Genomic DNA, 18,454 nt, shown 5'->3' on the forward strand with positions numbered 1-18,454 from the left:
ATTATTTACTCTTTCCGTTGTTTGCCGCTGGGCCTTTTTCTTGTAGCTGTGATGGCAATAATACTGTCGTGACACGTTTCCCTTTGTCACTAAACGCTTCCATTTGCTGCGTTGGCACGATATAGGTGATCTTATCACCTTTAATATTACTGTCTAACTGCTCAAGATAAGCATTGCCAGTTAATGTAAGGAGCTCTTTATCCACCTCATAGCGTGCTTTTGACGCTCGGCCTTTAATTGGCTTACCATCATCTTGTAATTGATAGAAGGTCACTGGGTTACCAAACGCTTCTATCGTAATTTTATCTGAATTACTGCTAGGGCGCGTCACAACCACCTTATTTGCTCGGATATCAATAGAGCCTTGCTTAATAACGACATCATCAGTAAATGTGGTGACATTTTTTTCTAAATCAAGGGATTGCTTGACTGAATTAATCGTCATTGGCTGTTGCGTGTCAGTTTTTAATGCAGAAGCTGGTACGCTAAGAGCAAAAATTGCGCTGGCAACGGCTCCTTGAATAAAACGCTTTTTATTTACTTGATTCATTTTTTTGCTCTTCTTTTTGTAGCACGTAATGTGTTTTTACATCTTCAATTAACTCTGCGGTTCTTGAGCGCAGGTTACCGCGCATTTTTAGACCGGTAGAATTAAGGCCTTGCCCGATAATAGTGACTTTGTCATCTGATGAAACATCTTGTGTTATCAGGTTAACGACGGCACTTTGGGTTGAAATCCGTTGGATTTGGGAATCCGGGCTTAAACTATCGGCCTGTACATCGTTATACAGATAGAGCACTCTATCATTTGTTAACTTGGCTTTTAGCGCCCGTACAGTCCAAGTGGGTACACCGACTTCGTTGTATGTTGTTAAAACAGGGTTAGCAAACCAAGTGATTTTTTCAGCCGTATAATTATCAATTTTATCTGATACTAATTTATAGGCCAAATCACCCGCTGGATTATAGACAAATGTCACTGAATCATCGGTTTGATAATTAGGTTGGCTGTTATCAAGGACACTGTTTGTGGGCGTGTCTGTGTCAAGACCGGCAAGGTTCCAGCCGATCAGACCAAGTGCTATCAATGATAACAGGATAATTAACCACTTTTTAGCGTTACTCATGGGTGTCTTTATTCTTTAAATCGATAAGCCTTTAGCTTCTTCCAGTTTATTTTGCGCTAGAAGGATGAGGTCGCAAAGTTCACGTACCGCCCCTTTACCCCCACCAAGACGTGTGACGTAATCTGCCTTTGGTAGTAATAATGGATGTGCATCAGCAACCGCTGCCGATAGCCCAACTTTTGCCATAACAGGCCAATCAATAAGGTCATCCCCAATATAGGCCGCTTCTTCTTCTGTTATCTTCAGTGTATCTAACAGTTCATGATACGCCAAAAGCTTATCGCTTTGACCTTGGTAAAGATATGTAATCCCTAATGTCTTCGCGCGATCTTCAAGCAATTTGGCTTTTCGACCGGTGATAATCGCCACTTCGATACCAGAGGTGAGTAAGCAGCGAATACCGTATCCATCACGGACATTGAAGGCTTTGAGTTCTTCGCCGTTATTACCCATATAAATCAGTCCGTCAGACATAACACCATCGACATCACAGATTAATAATTTAACTTTAGCGGCTTTCTGCAATACTGTCTCGGCGACTGGGCCATAACAGGTATCCTGATAGTGCGGATCCATAATCATTCCTTTTTATACCACGCCTGCTTGTAAGAGGTCGTGCATATGCAAGACACCCACTAATTTATTACCTTCAGCAACCATTAACGAAGTAATATGTTTAGACTGCATTAGGTTGAGTGCTTCTACTGCTAGCATATTCTGTGACACTCTAATTCCACCACGGGTCATTACATCGGCGATTTTGGCATTATTAAGATCGATGCCCATGTCGAAAATACGACGCAAATCACCGTCGGTAAAAATACCAGCAATATTCATTTCGTCATCACAAATAACCGTCATACCCAATTTTTTGCGAGTAATCTCAATTAAAGCTTCACGTAACGTTGCTGTTTGAGGAATATGCGGAATATCATCGCCAACGTTCATTAAATCACGAACTAGTAGTAAAAGTTTGCGCCCTAGTGCGCCACCTGGGTGGGAAAGGGCGAAATCTTCTGGCGTAAAGCCTCTTGCCGTCAGTAGCGCAATAGCTAAAGCATCCCCCATTACCAGCGTTGCTGTTGTACTGGTGGTTGGTGCAAGTCCCAGTGGGCAAGCTTCTTTTGGTACTTTGATGCATAGATGGATATCTGCATATTTGCCCATACTGCTATTGGGATTATTGGTCATACAGATCAGCGGAACTTTAATTCGCTTTAAAACAGGCAGCAGCGCAAGGATCTCACTTGACTCTCCTGAATTAGAAATCGCCAATACAATATCTTTATTAGTGATCATCCCTAAGTCACCATGGCTGGCTTCTCCGGGGTGAACAAAGAAAGAAGGGGTACCTGTGCTGGCTAATGTTGCTGCAATTTTTCGCCCAATATGTCCCGATTTCCCCATGCCCATCACAACAACCTTCCCTTGGCAGGCAAAAATGCGCTGGCAAGCGTGAGTAAAGTCATCGTTGATATATTGTTCTAAGTTTTTTAGGCCTTCACTTTCGATATGGAGAACTTCTTTGCCTACTTGCTGAAAATCGATGTTTGACATTTTCTGTTCCATGCGTAGCTTTTCAGTTAATCGGATTAGCGAGCGCGAATTGTATAACGAATACTTACTATCAGTAAGTGCTTTGTCAAATTAGTCGAATATTCATTGTACTTTAATGAATACTAACGGTGTTGTGATTAACAAAAACTTAAGTCAAAGAGCGCTTTGCATTTATTAGCATCATAAACCAAATAAAAGATGATAAACTTTAGTATTCTCAAACGATAACAAATTTTTAAAGTCTAAGAGCTATCTGCTTTAATTGCGTAAAAATCTGGTTAACTATAAGTCGTTGAACTGTTTTATGTTCCTTTTAGTTATATAAATACACATTTTGAACATCAACAGACATATTTCGAACGTTATAATACTATAAATACAATCAGATGCGATATTAGACGATTTTCGGTTTATCTTTCTGTAAGATCGTGCTCTTGGTGCGTCTAAAAGACAAAATTCATGGTGTAATGAGCTATCAAACAAATGCAAGCACAGACAGACAACTTAATTGAAGTACGTAACATGTCTTTTACCCGTGGTAGTCGGAAAATATTCGAGGATATTAACCTAACCGTACCACGCGGTAAGATAACGGCAATTATGGGGCCTTCAGGGATTGGTAAAACCACCTTATTACGTCTCATTGGTGGTCAGTTACGCCCAGAACAAGGTGAAATTTGGTTTGATGGTGATAATATTCCAGCGTTATCACGTTCAAAATTGTACCAGTCGCGTAAAAAGATGAGCATGCTTTTCCAGTCTGGTGCACTGTTTACGGATATGAATGTGTTCAATAACGTCGCATTTCCGCTGCGTGAACATACCAACTTACCTGAGTCATTGATCCACACAACGGTGATGATGAAACTAGAGGCGGTTGGTTTGCGTGGTGCTGCGAAATTGATGCCTTCAGAGTTATCAGGCGGGATGGCAAGACGAGCTGCATTAGCTCGAGCGATTGCACTTGATCCTGAACTGATCATGTTTGATGAGCCTTTCGTTGGGCAAGACCCCATTACGATGGGAGTTTTGGTCAAATTGATTGATGAGCTTAATCAGGCGTTAGGCGTGACTTGTGTTGTGGTTTCTCATGATGTTCCTGAAGTACTGAGCATTGCGGATAAAGCCTATATTGTGGCTCAGCAGCATGTGATTGCGAAAGGAACGGGGGATGAACTACGTAACAACCAAGACCCGCGTGTTAGGCAGTTTTTAGATGGTATTGCTGACGGGCCTGTACCATTCCGTTTCCCCGCCAATGATTATCTGGCTGATTTATTAGGGTAAAATAAGATGATAGTAGAGGCAATTGCTGCCCTCGGACGTCGGTGGATTGAAATTTTTTCGGCCTTTGGGCGAGCGGGTTATATGCTATTTCGCTCATTAATTGGGAAACCTGAGTTTTCCAAGCAGTGGCCATTATTAATTAAGCAGTTATATGCTGTTGGTGTGCAATCACTCTTGATTGTCGCTGTCTCAGGGCTATTTATTGGTATGGTGCTTGGGTTACAGGGCTATTTAGTTCTGACAACGTTTAGCGCAGAAGCCAGCCTTGGTATGATGGTGGCACTATCGTTGTTGCGTGAACTTGGTCCGGTTGTGACAGCCCTTTTGTTTGCAGGGCGGGCAGGCTCTGCATTGACGGCTGAAATTGGCTTAATGAAAGCAACAGAACAAATTTCTAGCCTTGAAATGATGGCGGTGGATCCTCTTCGTCGAGTGATAGCACCGCGTTTTTGGGCTGGTTTTATTAGCATGCCATTGCTATCACTGATATTTGTTGCAGTAGGTATCCTAGGTGGTGCATTGGTTGGCGTTGATTGGAAAGGGATTGATGAAGGGTTCTTTTGGGCCTCAATGCAATCCTCCGTTGATTGGCGGATGGACATTGTAAATTGCTTTATCAAGAGCTTAGTGTTTGCCATAACGGTGACTTGGATTGCGTTGTTCAACGGCTATGACGCTATCCCAACATCGGAAGGGATTAGCCAAGCGACAACACGAACCGTGGTCCATGCATCGTTAGCGGTTCTTGGTCTAGATTTTGTACTTACAGCACTGATGTTTGGGAACTAAGTCATGCAAAGTAAAAAAAGTGAAGTATGGGTAGGTTGTTTTATATTGCTAGCGATTGCGGCAATTATTTTTCTGTGCCTAAAAGTGGCGGATATAAAATCGCTCGGCAGCCAATCGACTTATCAGATTTCGGCCTCTTTTGAAAATATTGGTGGCTTAAAAGAAGGTTCCCCAGTGAAAGTGGGGGGCGTTGTGATTGGGCGCGTTGCTAGCATTACGCTTAACAAAGAGACCTATGTGCCTGATGTTAAAATTGACCTACTAAGTGAATATAATAATATTCCTGATACCAGCTCATTATCTATTCGTACTTCCGGCTTACTCGGTGAGCAATATATTGCGATGAATATCGGGCCCTATGGTGAAGGTCTCGATGCAGAATTATTGAAAGATGGTGGACGTATTGAAGATACCAAACCTGCGATGGTTTTAGAGGATTTGATAGGTCAATTCTTGTATAAGAGCGGCGATAGCCAAGGCGCTGAATCTCAACCTGCTCCTGCTGCTAATTGATTCGATGTTAAGACGAATTTAGAAGGAATAACTTATGTTTAAGCGCTTAGTGATGATAGCAATGTTAGCGATTGCACCATTTGCAATGGCGATAGATCAAACCAACCCGTATAAGCTGATGGATGAAGCGGCTGAAAAAACCTTTACCCGTTTAAAGAATGAGCAGCCGCAAATTCGTAAAGACCCTAACTACCTGAGAACTATTGTTCGTGAAGAATTATTGCCATATGTACAAATTAAATATGCAGGGGCTTTAGTCTTAGGCACTTACTACAAGAACGCGACGCCTGCACAGCGTGACGCTTACTTTACTGCTTTCGAAGCGTATCTTGAGCAAGTTTATGGTCAAGCACTCGCGATGTACCATGGTCAAACTTATCAGATAGCACCAGAGCAACCTATTGGGAATAAAAACATTGTTGCTATTCGAGTCACCATCATAGATCCAAATGGCCGTCCACCAGTACGCCTTGATTTCCAATGGCGCAAAAACAGTAAAACAGGTAACTGGCAGGCCTATGATATGATTGCAGAGGGCGTCAGTATGATCACGACCAAACAAAACGAATGGGGTGATATCCTGCGTAAACAAGGCATTGATGGCTTAACAAAACAGTTAGAAATCAGTGCGAAAGCACCTATTACGCTGGAAGAGAAATAGTCAAATGAGTCATGATCTTACGTGGGAAAAGTCATCATCGGCATTGTTACTGTCCGGCACATTAGGCCGAGACTCTTTGCTGGTGTTCTGGGAAAAGCGAAAATCATTACTTGCTGAGGTTGAGCAAATCGATGTTTCGGGCTTGGAACACGTTGATTCAACAGGGCTAGCAATGCTAGTGCGCCTAAAAGGCGAATTGGCAACAGAAAAACGCTCACTGAAGATAGTCGGTATGAGTGATAATCTCACAACCTTGATGGAGCTTTATGGTGTTAAGTCATTATTGCTAAGTTAAGGTCAGTTTGTGTAAAGAAAGGCGCCTCTGCGTGTTTTTGTGCACCAGAGGCGTTTTCTTTGGTTTAAGAATTGTGACGGATCCTTTAGGATAGACGTCTATTTATACCCGTAACCAATGATTATAAAATTGAGTCATATATGGAACCCAACGAAATAAAACAAGTATTGATGGATAAGCTATCTCTGGATGAGGTAATTGTTAATGGTGATGGCAGCCACTTTCAGGTTATTGCCGTCGGTGCCATGTTTGAAAATATGAGCAGAGTCAAACAGCAACAAGCTGTTTATGCCCCTTTAATGGAGTATATCGCGGATAACCGTATTCATGCGCTTTCAATAAAAGCATATACCCCAGCAGAGTGGGCTCGCGACCGCAAGCTAAACGGTTTTTGATAAAAAATCCGCGAACAGTATTTAAAATCTATACTCCAAATATTTCACGTTGCCTGTCGTCGCTCAATGAAAGGAAGTTCTAGCAAGCCACTGGACCAAGGAAGTCGATTACATCCGCAACTTGAAGTATGGCGAGTGTGAATACGAGAGTAACCGAATGGATAAATTTTTAGTTAAAGGGCCTACCCGCTTAGAAGGTGAGGTAACAATTTCTGGTGCGAAAAATGCCGCATTACCAATTCTGTTCGCTGCGCTGTTGGCTGAAGAGCCGGTAGAGATCCAAAATGTACCTAAGCTTAGGGATATCGATACAACGATTAAGCTGCTGAATCAACTCGGAACGAAAGTTGAACGTAATGGTTCCATTTATGTTGATGCCAGAAATGTCACTGAATACTGTGCACCTTATGATCTGGTCAAAACCATGCGTGCTTCCATTTGGGCTCTCGCACCGCTAGTCGCTCGTTTTGGTCACGGGGAAGTTTCTTTACCGGGAGGCTGCGCGATTGGCGCTCGTCCTGTTGACCTACATATCTCAGGCTTAGAGCAGCTCGGCGCGCACATTATCCTAGAAGACGGCTATGTGAAAGCGACGGTTGATGGGCGTTTAAAAGGCGCTTGTATTGTCATGGATAAAGTGAGTGTTGGCGCTACGGTGACTATTATGACCGCGGCAACATTAGCTGAGGGCACGACAACTATTGAGAATGCCGCTCGCGAGCCAGAAATTGAAGATACGGCTAATTTCTTAAATACATTAGGTGCCAAAATTACCGGTGCTGGTACTGACCGCATTGTTATTGAAGGGGTTGAGCGCCTAGGTGGTGGTACCTATCGTGTACTGCCTGATCGTATTGAAACAGGTACTTTCCTTATTGCAGCAGCAGTTTCAAAAGGGAAAGTGGTTTGCCGTAACGCTCGTCCAGATACACTAGATGCCGTTTTGGCGAAGCTGCGCGAAGCAGGTGCTAAAATTGAGGTAGGCGAAGATTGGATCAGTCTTGATATGCAAGGCAAACGCCCTAAAGCGGTTACTTTGCGTACTGCACCGCATCCTGGCTTCCCAACAGATATGCAGGCTCAATTTAGCCTATTGAATTTAGTGGCTGAGGGTGCAGGGATGATCACAGAAACAATTTTTGAAAATCGTTTCATGCATATTCCTGAATTAATTCGTATGGGCGCGCATGCTGAAATCGAAAGTAATACTGTGTTATGCCATGGTGTGGAAAAGCTAACTGGAGCACAAGTCATGGCGACAGATTTGCGTGCATCAGCAAGCTTAGTCATTGCAGGTTGTATCGCGGAAGGTACTACAACGGTTGATCGTATCTATCATATCGACCGCGGATATGAGCATATTGAAGATAAGCTGCGTGGTTTAGGCGCGAATATCGAACGGATCAAATCTGACGATTAATTCGTGGATGAGAGCGATAAGATAAACATAAAAAGTTGTTCAAATTGAACAACTTTTTTTTGTATTGCTGTGGGGGAGACTCTCAGAAAATAGCCTAGCCCGCTTGCCCTTCAGGTATCTCTTCGATGATCACATCGACATCTTTTACTTCACCATCACGTAAGATTTTTACTGGTACTTTGCTACCGGGGCGGATCTCTGCCACTAAGTCCATCGTTTCAGCGGCTGATATTGCAGGCTTATTATCGACGGATAAAATAATATCCCCTTGGAGAATGCCGGATTTAGCCGCTGGGCCATTGGGAGCAACTTGGAAAACGCGCAAACCTTTAATCTGATCGATATTGTTGTTGTTGGTTCTAATTTGCGGTAATTCACGTGCGGTGATCCCAATATAACCTCGGATCACACGCCCATCACGGATCAGTTTTTCCATAATTTTTGTAGCCAGTGCTGTTGGGATAGCAAAACTTAGGCCTTCTGAACTAACCCCTTGGCCTGCACTGAACGAAAGCGTGTTAATACCGACAAGCTCTCCTTCGCTATTAATCAAAGCTCCCCCTGAATTACCTGAATTAATCGATGCATCGGTTTGTAAAAAGTTTTGCCTCCGAGTGGAGCTTAACCCTACACGACCTGTTGCACTGATAATCCCTTGGGTGACGGTTTGACCAATATTATATGGGTTGCCGATAGCGAGCACGACATCGCCTACATGGGTGACGCGGAATTTATTAATTGGGATAACGGGAAGATTTTCTGCATCAATTTTTAGTACAGCTAAATCAGTCAGAGCATCCGAGCCAACTAATAGCGCATCAAAAATAGAGCCATCCTGTAAGGCGACTAAGATTTGATCAGGGTTATCAACCACATGCTTATTGGTGATGATATAGCCATTTGAACTCATGATCACACCCGAGCCAAGTGATTTCAATTCGCGGCCTGATTGAGAAAAACTGCCTTTTGAGCTGCTATAAACATAAACAACGGCTGGAGCGGCTTTACGCACAGCCTTATTATAACTGACAGGTTCGCTATCTATTTTACCATAAAGCAAATCTGCTAAGCCTTGAGGACGTAGGGAAGGAACCGCAACGATAATAATCATAGCGATTAATAGGCCTAGCATTGCTGCCCAGATAAGCTTTTTCACCATAAGATATCGAATTATTCAGGTTGTTGATGTTAATAAAGGGAACTTGAGCATAACATAAAAAAACAGGCACAGCAGTTTGTCCTGTACCTGTTTTGATCTTTTACAACAATTTTGTGTAACGCTCTAAATATTTCGAGTTAAAGGAAGCCATATGTAACCGACAGTCACTCGAAGTACAGAGGGCTAATTAGTTTTTCATCAACAGATATAAGGTTTCACCACCACGCAGAACCTTCATAGCAAGTACTGGTGGTTTAGCATCAATGACTTTACGGAACTGTTCGATGGTTTCGACACGAACATCGTTTACACCGTAAATGAGGTCACCTTTCACTAAACCGACAGCCGCTGCTGGTGATTTAGGTGTTACGTTATCGATCTGTACACCTTTGGTGTTATTAACTGTTGCGTTAGATAATGTTGCACCAAGTAATGATTCACTCAGTTTTTCCGCTTTAGTGGCTTCGCCTTCATTGTTTTCTAAAACCACTTTAACATCCATTGGTTTTCCTGAACGGATCAAACCAATCGTGATCTCTTTACCAATCTGGCTAGTACCAATTTTGGCTCTCAGCTCAGCAAAGCTGTTGATACGTTTACCATCAACAGACACGAGGACGTCGCCTGATTTAATGCCTGCTTTTGCGGCAGAAGATTTAGGCAGAACTTCACTGACGAATGCGCCGCGTTGAGCATCGATATTAAAGGCTTTAGCAATATCTGAATTCATTTCGGTGCCTTTAATACCCAAAATACCGCGTCTTACTTCACCGTGCTTAATTAACTGCTCACTGAGGTTTTTCGCCATATTACTTGGGATAGCGAAGCCGATACCGATGTTACCACCGCCCGGAGCTAAGATTGCGGTATTGATACCAATCAATTCACCGTTTAAGTTAACCAGAGCACCACCGGAGTTACCGCGGTTGATAGAAGCATCGGTTTGGATAAAGTTTTCTAACCCTTCAAGGTTTAAACCACTACGACCCAGTGCCGAAATGATACCTGAAGTCGCTGTTTGCCCTAAACCAAATGGGTTACCAACGGCAACGGCAAAGTCACCAACACGGAGTTTATCTGAATCTGCCATGCTAACGGCGGTAAGGTTTTTGATATCTTTCGCATTGGTGATTTTCAGTAACGCAATATCGGTTTGCGCGTCTTTACCAATGAGTTTGACATCAATTTCACGCCCATCATTCAGTTGGATTTGGATCTTATCCGCGCCATCAATCACGTGATTATTCGTTAAAATGTAGCCTTGTTGTGCGTCAATAATAACGCCAGAGCCTAAGCCCTCAAATGGCCTAACACTTTGTTGTTGTGAAGGGATATTTGGGCCAAAGAAGAATTTTAATTCTTCTGGGATCTGCTGATTTTGAACGCGCGTACCAGAAACATGGATATTCACCACCGCTGGCAGTACTTTTTCAAGCATAGGTGCCAAGCTTGGCATATTTTGGCTTTGTGCCGTTGCTGGTAATGTCGCAGGCAAAGCAGCACTGCTAATTGAAGGTAAAATTGAAAGGGATAACCCTAGGCTCATTGCGACTGCAGTGAGAAAGAAATTTTTTCTTTTCATCATTCCGTAGATTCTCTCAAGAATAAAATTTATCAGGTTGTAGCCTTGCTACACCAATCAGGATATTTTTCTCATATCAGATTTGATTTTACTGATAACTATGACCATGGATTATGCGCAAAAGTTCATACAACGGGTAGCGGTTATCCATTATTTTACATCTATTTACATGTATTGTAGATGAGGACTTAATTTCTATACAGTTTTGAAATAAAAAGAAATATTTAATATGAAACGATATATTGTGAAATAGAGTTAACTGATTAATTTACAGCAGCAAACTCGTTGGTTTAGTGTAAATAGAAAATGATATTTGGTATCCACCAGCAAATTGCTTTGCTGGTGGTTCGACTCGTTATATTTTAAGTTGCAGCTTGCTGGATGAAGCTATTGTTCGCGCGCTGCCCCTCAAATACTTTAGAGCATAAATGAATAATTACTTCTCTTTTTCGTCAATAGGACGGAATAACCCTGATGCCCCATCGGAATAATCTCTTGGTGGCATTTTGACGGGTGCTTGGTCATTATCCGCTTCTGATTCTGTTAAGCGATAATTGAACGGGTTATCTTGCGCTGGCATATCTGGCATTAACTCAGATGAGCTTTGAGCCATATGCTGATATAGCTGACGATAATCACGAGCCATATTATCAAGTAATTCTGCACTGCGAGCAAAATGACCGACTAGCTCCTTACGGTACTCTTCTAGCTCAGTGTTTTTCTTGTCTAATTCAGCTTGTGCTGTTTTTTGTTGACGAAGTTTTGGGTTCCCATAACGGACAACTAATGCGCCGATGATGAAACCAATAACTAATCCAATTAGTGCATACTCCCAGGTCATGCTGACTCCTTCGTTTACTTCACTGTTCGCAGAAATTAAGCTTGGCTACCTATAACTATACCTGTTAATCACTAAAGAGTGGAATACTAAGGTGAAATTCCTTACTCTATTTAGCATTCGTTAACTAGACGTTAAATAATAAATGAATCTGGTTATAATAAGGGCAGTGTATACCATATAACGGTAAAAAAACCGAAAATTTTTTAAGGATTATTCAGTTAATGTCGCCGATGTCTCCTACTATGCGTTATCAGCAGGCTCTTGCTGAAGGTCACTACCAGCCTGATGACGTACAAAAACGTGCTGTAGAGCGTTTAGATGAAATTTATCAGCAACTGATCGCGTCATCCTCTTCAAATGAACAAAAGGAAAAGCCTTCTGGGTTGAAAATGCGCTTAGAACGTCTACTAGGCAAAAAGCATGCTGCTGTGACTGAACCTGTACAAGGGTTATACATGTGGGGGGGAGTTGGCCGAGGTAAAACTTGGCTTATGGATATGTTTTATGAAAGTTTACCGGGAAACCGGAAACTTCGTTTGCATTTTCATCGGTTTATGAAAAAAGTCCAAGAAGACTTGATGGCTCTGCAAGGTCAAGAAAACCCGCTAGATATTATTGCTGATGAGTTTAAAAAACAGACGGATGTCCTTTGTTTTGACGAGTTTTTTGTCTCTGATATCACGGATGCGATGATTTTAGGCACATTGCTTGAGGGGCTATTTGCCCGAGGCATCACGCTTATTGCGACATCCAATATTATCCCTGATGAGCTGTATCGTAATGGTCTGCAACGCGCTCGTTTTCTACCTGCAATTGAACAAATTAAAAAATATTGCGAAGTGATGAATGTTGATGCTGGGGTTGATTATCGGCTAAGAACATTAACTCAGGCTCATCTTTTCCTCTCTCCAATAAATGAAGAAAATCGCCAGCATCTCAATGAAATTTTCGTGAAGCTGGCAGGTAAGCGAGGCGAACAACAACCTGTATTAGAAGTGAATCATCGCAAAATGCAGGCTATCAGCAGCGCAGAAGGGGTACTTGCGATTGGTTTTAAAGCATTGTGTGATGAGCCTCGTAGCCAAAATGACTATATTTATCTAGCCAATTGTTATAACACTGTCATTTTATATGATGTGCCAGCGTTAGATTCCAAACAAGAAAATGCAGCACGGCGGTTTTTGGCGTTAGTGGATGAGTTTTATGAGCGTAAGGTTAAGTTGATCATTAACGCACAGGTGCCGATGGAATCGCTGTACCAAGGTAATTTATTAGCCTTTGAATACCAGCGCTGCCTTTCTCGTTTACAGGAAATGCAAAGCGAAGAGTATTTAAAGATCCCGCATTTGGCTTAAGTCGATTAAATGCCGGCATGCTATTCGCACAAAAAAGACGCAGTTCACCGCGTGGTGAAAAAAAATGTGTTTTGGGGTCGATTTTTATTGCTGACTTCTCTATAATCTTGCGACCCCACGTTACAGCGATATTTTCTTATTTCCCAAGAAATATCGCATAATGCCGGCTAGGCTGCTCGAAGGGGTAGGTTTGCTGGACAAGAGTCGTGTGAACCTCACAAAGCTTATGAACATGAGTGTTCACCAACGTGTAACTTCAATATTGGGTAAGTTTTAATGAAAACTTTTACAGCTAAACCAGAGACCGTAAAACGCGACTGGTACGTTGTTGATGCAGATGGCAAAACTTTAGGTCGTCTTGCAACTGAATTGGCTCGCCGTCTGCGCGGTAAGCATAAAGCGGAATATACTCCGCACGTGGATACTGGTGATTATATCATCGTTCTGAATGCAGAAAAAATTGCTGTTACCGGCAATAAGCGCGAAGACAAAATCTACTATCGCCACACAGGCCATGTAGGTGGAATTAAGCAAGCGACTTTCGAAGAAATGATTGCTCGCAGTCCTGAGCGTGTGATTGAAATCGCGGTTAAAGGCATGTTGCCAAAAGGGCCTCTGGGTCGTGCAATGTACCGTAAACTGAAAGTTTACGCAGGTAACGAGCACAACCACGCGGCACAACAACCGCAAGTTCTTGACATTTAATCGGGATTATAGGCAATGGCTGAAAATCAATACTACGGCACTGGTCGCCGCAAAAGCTCTTCCGCTCGTGTCTTCATTAAGCCAGGTAGCGGTAACATCACAATCAATCAGCGTACACTGGAACAGTACTTTGGCCGCGAAACTGCGCGCATGGTCGTTCGTCAGCCGCTAGAGTTGGTTGAAATGTTGGAAAAACTGGATCTGTACATCACTGTTAAAGGTGGTGGTATTTCAGGTCAGGCAGGCGCAATCCGTCACGGTATCACTCGTGCACTGATGGCTTATGATGAGACTCTTCGTTCTGATCTGCGTAAAGCTGGTTTCGTTACCCGTGATGCGCGTTCTGTTGAACGTAAAAAAGTTGGTCTACGCAAAGCACGTCGTCGTCCACAGTTCTCCAAACGTTAATTTGTTGCCCTTTGGGCATAAAATTGATGACAAAACCCGTCTTTATGGCGGGTTTTTTATTGTCTTGAATTTATCGTTGTGGGGGAGCGGATCTTTTAGGGGAATGGTATCCAATATGTTGTAACGCTTTATCTTTTTAGGCTGGAAGAGATTGAATATTATTTATTGTGGTGAAAAAGGGTAAGTGATTCGCTAATATAAATCTATTGCATATAAAAATTATGCAAACAGTATATTGTTAGTCTCAATTACTGATCTTTAGGTAATTTACTCACTTTTGAGAAAAACCATTTTCTTTCTGAAAGTGATAACTTTAGAGTTAACTTCAAGGTTTATATGCTAGTAAGTTTTCATTAAGTATGTTAATGCTCTATTTTTTATGTTTTTATTTGTCTTAAAAGACATTTAGTTATGATTTTTTCATCAACATCCCCCTAAGTTGCACAAAATCTGCTAGAATATGCGACTGCTTTTTATTTTCTTATTTCTCGCAGCATTATTGCGAGAGGGTTGTGCTGGCTTTCAATATGGATAAATGAGAGTTTTAGCACAGGGGATTTTAAAATGAGCGGGCTCGTAATTATTAAAAAACTTATTACAGTTTAGTTCATTTTTATGCAACTTGGAGGTTTTAATGGCTGTCGCTCCTAACAAACGTTCGGTAATGACATTATTTTCAGGGCCAACCGACATCTTTAGTCATCAAGTCCGTATCGTTTTGGCTGAGAAAGGGGTTAGCGTTGAGATTGAACATGTCGAACAAGGTCATCTGCCTCAAGATCTGATTGATCTAAACCCATACCAGAGTGTTCCTACTCTTGTTGACCGTGATCTGACCCTATATGACCCACATATCATCATGGAATACCTTGATGAGCGTTTCCCTCATCCTCCATTAATGCCTGTTTATCCAGTTGCGCGTGGTACTAGCCGTCAACTGATGCATCGCATTGAAAAAGACTGGTATTCTCTGATGTACAAAATTGAGAAGGGAAGTGCACAGGAAGCCGATAACGCGCGTCGCCAATTAGCTGAAGAGCTGATTGCGGTGTCACCCGTTTTTGCTGAAATGCCTTTCTTTATGAGCGAAGAGTTCAGTCTCGTTGATTGCTATTTAGCACCGCTATTATGGCGTTTACCTGTATTGGGTATTGAACTGAAGCCTTCAAGCAGCAAGCACCTGCAAATGTATATGCAACGTGTTTTTGAACGTGACGCATTTTTGGCTTCACTGACTGAATTAGAGCGCGAAATGCGTCTTTCGGCACGAGGCTAAGTGTCATGATGGAAATGGCACCAATGACACCTCGACGCCCGTATCTGTTACGCGCGCATTACGAGTGGCTGCTCGATAACGATATGACGCCGCATTTGGTAGTTGATGTCTCCGTTCCTAATACCAACGTACCAATGGAATTTGTTCGTGATGGGCAAATTGTCTTGAACGTGGCGCCGCGTGCGGTTGGTAATTTTGAGATCACAAATGATGAAGTACGTTTTAATGCACGATTTGGTGGCGTACCTCGTCAGGTGTATGTTCCGATGGCTGCGATTATCGCTATCTACTCTCGTGAAAATGGGGCTGGCATGATGTTCGAACCTGAAACAGCCTATGAAGAGCAATTATCAGGTGAGCCAGAAGTGGTTGAAGATAACCCAGCGGATAACATCATGTTAGTTCACGAATCAGAGCCGACAAGTGATGAATCTACAGCATCGGATGATGAACCAACGCCACCCCCTAAAGGTAGGCCATCTCTCAGAGTTATCAAATAGTTGGTAAGTTATCTAGGTTAAAAAATAGAGGGAAGAGCATCTTCGACGCTGATCAATAAAGAAAAAATTGGCGAAATGGCAGATGACCCTTTGAATATACAAAATCCGATATTAAGGAATATAATATCGGATTTTTTTATGGTGTTGCTGATTGAGTCTACTTACTTCTAGCATCGGTGATGCTGTCCACTCCTTATTAATTGAGATACACCAATTTATATTAACCAGTTAATCAGTAAGCTGCTTGCTATCGCGTTCAAGAAGAACTACAGCATCAATTTTCCAGCCAGATAAACCTTTTAATAATTCAACTAGCGATGCTGGATGATACGTATAATTACTGAAAGCTACTTTTACTTTGGCTTTATCTAGCCTCTTCTACAGTTATATTTCTTAGTCAAAAATCACATATATCTTGGGCATCAATATAATAATCCCAACTGATATCACGAGAGTGGATCTGATCTTTTATTCGTTGAGTGAGATAAATATCAATAATATTGTCACTTATTTCAACATAATCGGTATAGATAGCGATTAAATCATGCCGATAAACACTCTCAGTGACCTATTTAGGCGATCACTTCGAGATAGCCATTTGTATATTGATATTATCTTTATACAAATGGTTTTATTCGTAATTACGCATAATTGAAAAATATTATCGAGAAAGAAAGCGTCTGATGAATTGTAGACTTTATTATCCCTTATCAGTGAGTGAGACGAGTTACCCTCTATAGCCATTTAACGAAGCTTAAGGCTTAGATAAAATAGTATCGTGCTGTAGCACTTTAGATGGGACAAACACATATAGCTAAAATTACTAATAAGTAGTCGAAGCCGCTCATCAATATTTGTTATGAACGTTATATAACCATTCCTAATATAATTAAATAGCGGCTCTCATGACTATTGATAAATCGAACCGCACTATTTTTTTATGGGTTTGTATTTGTGTGATGAGATTGATTCGCGAGATAGATGATCTTTAGGTTGAAAACGAAACAAACTAGAAAACGCGAAAATCGGTGTTTTGCAATACATGGATAAGCCATAAATCTAAATCCGATCAATATCCTGACAAGAAAATGCCAGTCAGTTTAGCTGACTGGCATTAGGAGGGGGTATCACTACGGCCTATCGGTCGCTTACTAAGGCGTTAGCAATTAGACTCCCATAAAACATAAAATACCATCGGCAGCTTTACGCCCTTCAGCGATTGCGGTGACAACCAAATCAGAGCCTCGGACAATATCCCCCCCTGCAAATATTTTGGGGTTTGAAGTCTGGTAGGCCAAAAGCGCATCATGACTCGCGATAATACGCCCTTGATTATCGAGTTGCACATCGTGATCTGCGAGCCAAGGCATAACATGTGGACGAAAACCAAAGGCGGTGATCACGGCATCTGCGGGGAGCAAATGCTCAGACCCTTCAATGATTTCAGCTTGAGCACGACCATTTTTAGATGTGCTCATACTGGTTTTCACCACCTTAACACCACATACTTTTCCTTGTTGATCGACTTCAATACTGACTGGCTGCACATTAAATAAAAATTCAGCGCCTTCTTCACGCGCATTTTTTACCTCTCTAGGCGACCCTGGCATACTCGCTTCATCTCGACGATAAGCGCAGCTAACTCTTTTTGCACCTTGCCGAATAGCAGTACGGACACAATCCATTGCAGTATCACCACCACCAAGCACGACAACATGCTTATTGTTGAGGTCGATATAAGGTGCATCCTGTAACTCCTCAAACCCCATTAAATGACGCGTATTGGCAATCAGATACGGCAAGGCATCATGGACGCCATGGGCATTTTCATTGGCTAGCTGCCCTTTCGTTGATTGATAAGTTCCTGTACCTATAAATACGGCGTCATATTCATTGAGCAAATCACTTAAAGGCAGATCTTTGCCAATTTCCGTATTCAGTTTGAACTCAATTCCCATAGCGGTGAAAATCTCTCTACGGCGAGACATAATCTCTTTTTCGAGCTTGAAGGCAGGGATACCAAAAGTGAGTAATCCCCCAATTTCAGGGTGGCGATCATACACGGTTGCTTGAACACCATTGCGCGCTAAAACATCGGCACAGGCGAGACCAGCAGGGCCAGCCCCGATAATTGCAACACGTTTATTGACTGGCACAACATGGGAAAGATCGGGACGCCAGCCCATTGCAAAGGCTGTGTCATTAATATAGCGCTCAATATTACCGATAGTGACAGCACCAAACTCATCGTTTAGGGTACATGCGCCTTCACATAGGCGATCTTGAGGACACACTCGACCACATACCTCAGGCAAGCTGTTGGTTTGATGAGAAAGCTCAGCGGCTTCAATAATACGCCCTTCATTCGCTAGTTTTAACCAATTAGGGATATAGTTGTGTACAGGGCATTTCCATTCACAGTATGGGTTGCCGCATGAAAGGCAGCGATCTGCCTGTGTTTGTGCTTGGATCGCGCTAAAAGGTTCATAGATTTCCACAAATTCAATCTTACGAACATTTAATGTTTTCTTCGGCGGGTCAACACGCTGTAAGTCGATAAATTGATAAACATTCTGGCTCATTT

General features: G+C 42.3%; 20 protein-coding genes. 12 read left to right on the forward strand and 8 right to left on the reverse strand.

The window, feature by feature from the left end:
- Position 1: 1 nt before the first annotated feature.
- Genes lptA through kdsD form a run of 4 tightly spaced genes read right to left on the reverse strand, consistent with a single transcriptional unit; the run spans position 2 to position 2,684 of the window.
- On the reverse strand, positions 2-550 hold the full coding sequence (gene lptA, locus PR675_RS12725; protein ID WP_004925478.1) for a lipopolysaccharide ABC transporter substrate-binding protein LptA: 549 nt from the start codon (positions 548-550) through the stop codon (positions 2-4).
- Complete coding sequence (lptC, locus tag PR675_RS12730) at positions 534-1,127, reverse strand: LPS export ABC transporter periplasmic protein LptC (RefSeq protein ID WP_004925475.1); 594 nt, start codon at positions 1,125-1,127, stop codon at positions 534-536. The genes lptA and lptC overlap by 17 nt, the downstream gene beginning before the upstream one ends.
- A gap of 15 nt (positions 1,128-1,142) precedes the next feature.
- Positions 1,143-1,703, reverse strand: coding sequence for a 3-deoxy-manno-octulosonate-8-phosphatase KdsC (gene kdsC / locus PR675_RS12735; RefSeq protein ID WP_014657574.1), 561 nt, complete (start codon positions 1,701-1,703; stop codon positions 1,143-1,145).
- Between the two features lie 12 nt (positions 1,704-1,715).
- Positions 1,716-2,684: an arabinose-5-phosphate isomerase KdsD gene (gene kdsD, locus PR675_RS12740; protein ID WP_014657575.1), complete on the reverse strand. Its 969-nt coding sequence runs from the start codon at positions 2,682-2,684 to the stop codon at positions 1,716-1,718.
- Between the two features lie 483 nt (positions 2,685-3,167).
- Here kdsD and mlaF point away from each other — a divergent pair, with 483 nt between their 5' ends.
- From mlaF to murA, 7 genes are all read left to right on the forward strand, one after another.
- On the forward strand, positions 3,168-3,971 hold the full coding sequence (gene mlaF / locus PR675_RS12745) for a phospholipid ABC transporter ATP-binding protein MlaF (protein ID WP_004925466.1): 804 nt from the start codon (positions 3,168-3,170) through the stop codon (positions 3,969-3,971).
- Between the two features lie 6 nt (positions 3,972-3,977).
- Positions 3,978-4,760 carry a lipid asymmetry maintenance ABC transporter permease subunit MlaE gene (gene mlaE, locus PR675_RS12750; RefSeq protein ID WP_004925463.1) on the forward strand — a complete coding sequence of 261 codons (783 nt, stop codon included), beginning with the start codon at positions 3,978-3,980 and terminating at the stop codon, positions 4,758-4,760.
- 3 nt (positions 4,761-4,763) lie between these two features.
- Positions 4,764-5,273: an outer membrane lipid asymmetry maintenance protein MlaD gene (gene mlaD, locus PR675_RS12755; protein WP_004925461.1), complete on the forward strand. Its 510-nt coding sequence runs from the start codon at positions 4,764-4,766 to the stop codon at positions 5,271-5,273.
- Between the two features lie 34 nt (positions 5,274-5,307).
- A complete protein-coding gene (gene mlaC, locus PR675_RS12760; RefSeq protein ID WP_060561388.1) occupies positions 5,308-5,934 on the forward strand; it encodes a phospholipid-binding protein MlaC in 627 nt (208 codons plus the stop codon).
- A 4-nt stretch (positions 5,935-5,938) separates the two neighbouring features.
- Positions 5,939-6,229, forward strand: a complete 291-nt coding sequence (gene mlaB / locus PR675_RS12765) for a lipid asymmetry maintenance protein MlaB (RefSeq protein WP_004925456.1) — start codon at positions 5,939-5,941, stop codon at positions 6,227-6,229.
- Between the two features lie 140 nt (positions 6,230-6,369).
- Complete coding sequence (ibaG, locus tag PR675_RS12770) at positions 6,370-6,624, forward strand: BolA family iron metabolism protein IbaG (RefSeq protein WP_004925453.1); 255 nt, start codon at positions 6,370-6,372, stop codon at positions 6,622-6,624.
- A 157-nt stretch (positions 6,625-6,781) separates the two neighbouring features.
- Positions 6,782-8,044 (forward strand): UDP-N-acetylglucosamine 1-carboxyvinyltransferase, encoded by a 1,263-nt coding sequence (gene murA, locus PR675_RS12775; RefSeq protein ID WP_004925449.1) that lies wholly within the window; start codon positions 6,782-6,784, stop codon positions 8,042-8,044.
- Positions 8,045-8,138: 94 nt separating this feature from the next.
- On the opposite strand, the gene degS is transcribed toward murA, so the two are convergent.
- The 3 genes from degS to zapG all read right to left on the reverse strand — a co-directional run bounded on the left by degS (position 8,139) and on the right by zapG (position 11,626).
- Positions 8,139-9,203 carry an outer membrane-stress sensor serine endopeptidase DegS gene (gene degS / locus PR675_RS12780; RefSeq protein WP_004925447.1) on the reverse strand — a complete coding sequence of 355 codons (1,065 nt, stop codon included), beginning with the start codon at positions 9,201-9,203 and terminating at the stop codon, positions 8,139-8,141.
- Positions 9,204-9,390: 187 nt separating this feature from the next.
- Entirely contained in the window at positions 9,391-10,785 is a 1,395-nt protein-coding gene (locus PR675_RS12785) for a Do family serine endopeptidase (protein ID WP_164457004.1), read from the reverse strand.
- 436 nt (positions 10,786-11,221) lie between these two features.
- Positions 11,222-11,626, reverse strand: a complete 405-nt coding sequence (gene zapG, locus PR675_RS12790) for a Z-ring associated protein ZapG (RefSeq protein ID WP_004925439.1) — start codon at positions 11,624-11,626, stop codon at positions 11,222-11,224.
- Between the two features lie 221 nt (positions 11,627-11,847).
- Between zapG and zapE the strand changes: the two genes are divergently transcribed.
- The 5 genes from zapE to sspB all read left to right on the forward strand — a co-directional run bounded on the left by zapE (position 11,848) and on the right by sspB (position 15,870).
- Positions 11,848-12,981: a cell division protein ZapE gene (gene zapE / locus PR675_RS12795; protein WP_060561389.1), complete on the forward strand. Its 1,134-nt coding sequence runs from the start codon at positions 11,848-11,850 to the stop codon at positions 12,979-12,981.
- Between the two features lie 276 nt (positions 12,982-13,257).
- Positions 13,258-13,686 (forward strand): 50S ribosomal protein L13, encoded by a 429-nt coding sequence (rplM, locus tag PR675_RS12800; RefSeq protein WP_004925433.1) that lies wholly within the window; start codon positions 13,258-13,260, stop codon positions 13,684-13,686.
- Between the two features lie 15 nt (positions 13,687-13,701).
- Positions 13,702-14,094 (forward strand): 30S ribosomal protein S9, encoded by a 393-nt coding sequence (gene rpsI / locus PR675_RS12805; RefSeq protein WP_004258235.1) that lies wholly within the window; start codon positions 13,702-13,704, stop codon positions 14,092-14,094.
- Between the two features lie 634 nt (positions 14,095-14,728).
- Positions 14,729-15,370, forward strand: a complete 642-nt coding sequence (sspA, locus tag PR675_RS12810) for a stringent starvation protein SspA (protein WP_004925425.1) — start codon at positions 14,729-14,731, stop codon at positions 15,368-15,370.
- An 8-nt stretch (positions 15,371-15,378) separates the two neighbouring features.
- A complete protein-coding gene (sspB, locus tag PR675_RS12815) occupies positions 15,379-15,870 on the forward strand; it encodes a ClpXP protease specificity-enhancing factor (RefSeq protein WP_014657579.1) in 492 nt (163 codons plus the stop codon).
- 1,166 nt (positions 15,871-17,036) lie between these two features.
- Here the strand turns inward: sspB and PR675_RS12820 are convergent.
- Positions 17,037-18,452 carry an FAD-dependent oxidoreductase gene (locus PR675_RS12820; RefSeq protein ID WP_036943071.1) on the reverse strand — a complete coding sequence of 472 codons (1,416 nt, stop codon included), beginning with the start codon at positions 18,450-18,452 and terminating at the stop codon, positions 17,037-17,039.
- Positions 18,453-18,454: the final 2 nt, after the last annotated feature.

It is taken from the genome of Providencia sp. PROV261, from assembly GCF_028477945.1.
Taxonomy (GTDB): domain Bacteria; phylum Pseudomonadota; class Gammaproteobacteria; order Enterobacterales; family Enterobacteriaceae; genus Providencia; species Providencia stuartii.

Coding starts and splice junctions, on each gene's coding strand:
- PR675_RS12785 (WP_164457004.1), bottom strand. CDS start 10,785: ATGAAAAGAAAAAATTTCTTTCTCACTGCAGTCGCAATGAGCCTAGGG.
- murA (WP_004925449.1), top strand. CDS start 6,782: ATGGATAAATTTTTAGTTAAAGGGCCTACCCGCTTAGAAGGTGAGGTA.
- rpsI (WP_004258235.1), top strand. CDS start 13,702: ATGGCTGAAAATCAATACTACGGCACTGGTCGCCGCAAAAGCTCTTCC.
- mlaD (WP_004925461.1), top strand. CDS start 4,764: ATGCAAAGTAAAAAAAGTGAAGTATGGGTAGGTTGTTTTATATTGCTA.
- zapG (WP_004925439.1), bottom strand. CDS start 11,626: ATGACCTGGGAGTATGCACTAATTGGATTAGTTATTGGTTTCATCATC.
- mlaB (WP_004925456.1), top strand. CDS start 5,939: ATGAGTCATGATCTTACGTGGGAAAAGTCATCATCGGCATTGTTACTG.
- lptC (WP_004925475.1), bottom strand. CDS start 1,127: ATGAGTAACGCTAAAAAGTGGTTAATTATCCTGTTATCATTGATAGCA.
- mlaF (WP_004925466.1), top strand. CDS start 3,168: ATGCAAGCACAGACAGACAACTTAATTGAAGTACGTAACATGTCTTTT.
- PR675_RS12820 (WP_036943071.1), bottom strand. CDS start 18,452: ATGAGCCAGAATGTTTATCAATTTATCGACTTACAGCGTGTTGACCCG.
- mlaC (WP_060561388.1), top strand. CDS start 5,308: ATGTTTAAGCGCTTAGTGATGATAGCAATGTTAGCGATTGCACCATTT.
- lptA (WP_004925478.1), bottom strand. CDS start 550: ATGAATCAAGTAAATAAAAAGCGTTTTATTCAAGGAGCCGTTGCCAGC.
- sspB (WP_014657579.1), top strand. CDS start 15,379: ATGGAAATGGCACCAATGACACCTCGACGCCCGTATCTGTTACGCGCG.
- rplM (WP_004925433.1), top strand. CDS start 13,258: ATGAAAACTTTTACAGCTAAACCAGAGACCGTAAAACGCGACTGGTAC.
- sspA (WP_004925425.1), top strand. CDS start 14,729: ATGGCTGTCGCTCCTAACAAACGTTCGGTAATGACATTATTTTCAGGG.
- zapE (WP_060561389.1), top strand. CDS start 11,848: ATGTCGCCGATGTCTCCTACTATGCGTTATCAGCAGGCTCTTGCTGAA.
- kdsD (WP_014657575.1), bottom strand. CDS start 2,684: ATGTCAAACATCGATTTTCAGCAAGTAGGCAAAGAAGTTCTCCATATC.
- kdsC (WP_014657574.1), bottom strand. CDS start 1,703: ATGGATCCGCACTATCAGGATACCTGTTATGGCCCAGTCGCCGAGACA.
- ibaG (WP_004925453.1), top strand. CDS start 6,370: ATGGAACCCAACGAAATAAAACAAGTATTGATGGATAAGCTATCTCTG.
- mlaE (WP_004925463.1), top strand. CDS start 3,978: ATGATAGTAGAGGCAATTGCTGCCCTCGGACGTCGGTGGATTGAAATT.
- degS (WP_004925447.1), bottom strand. CDS start 9,203: ATGGTGAAAAAGCTTATCTGGGCAGCAATGCTAGGCCTATTAATCGCT.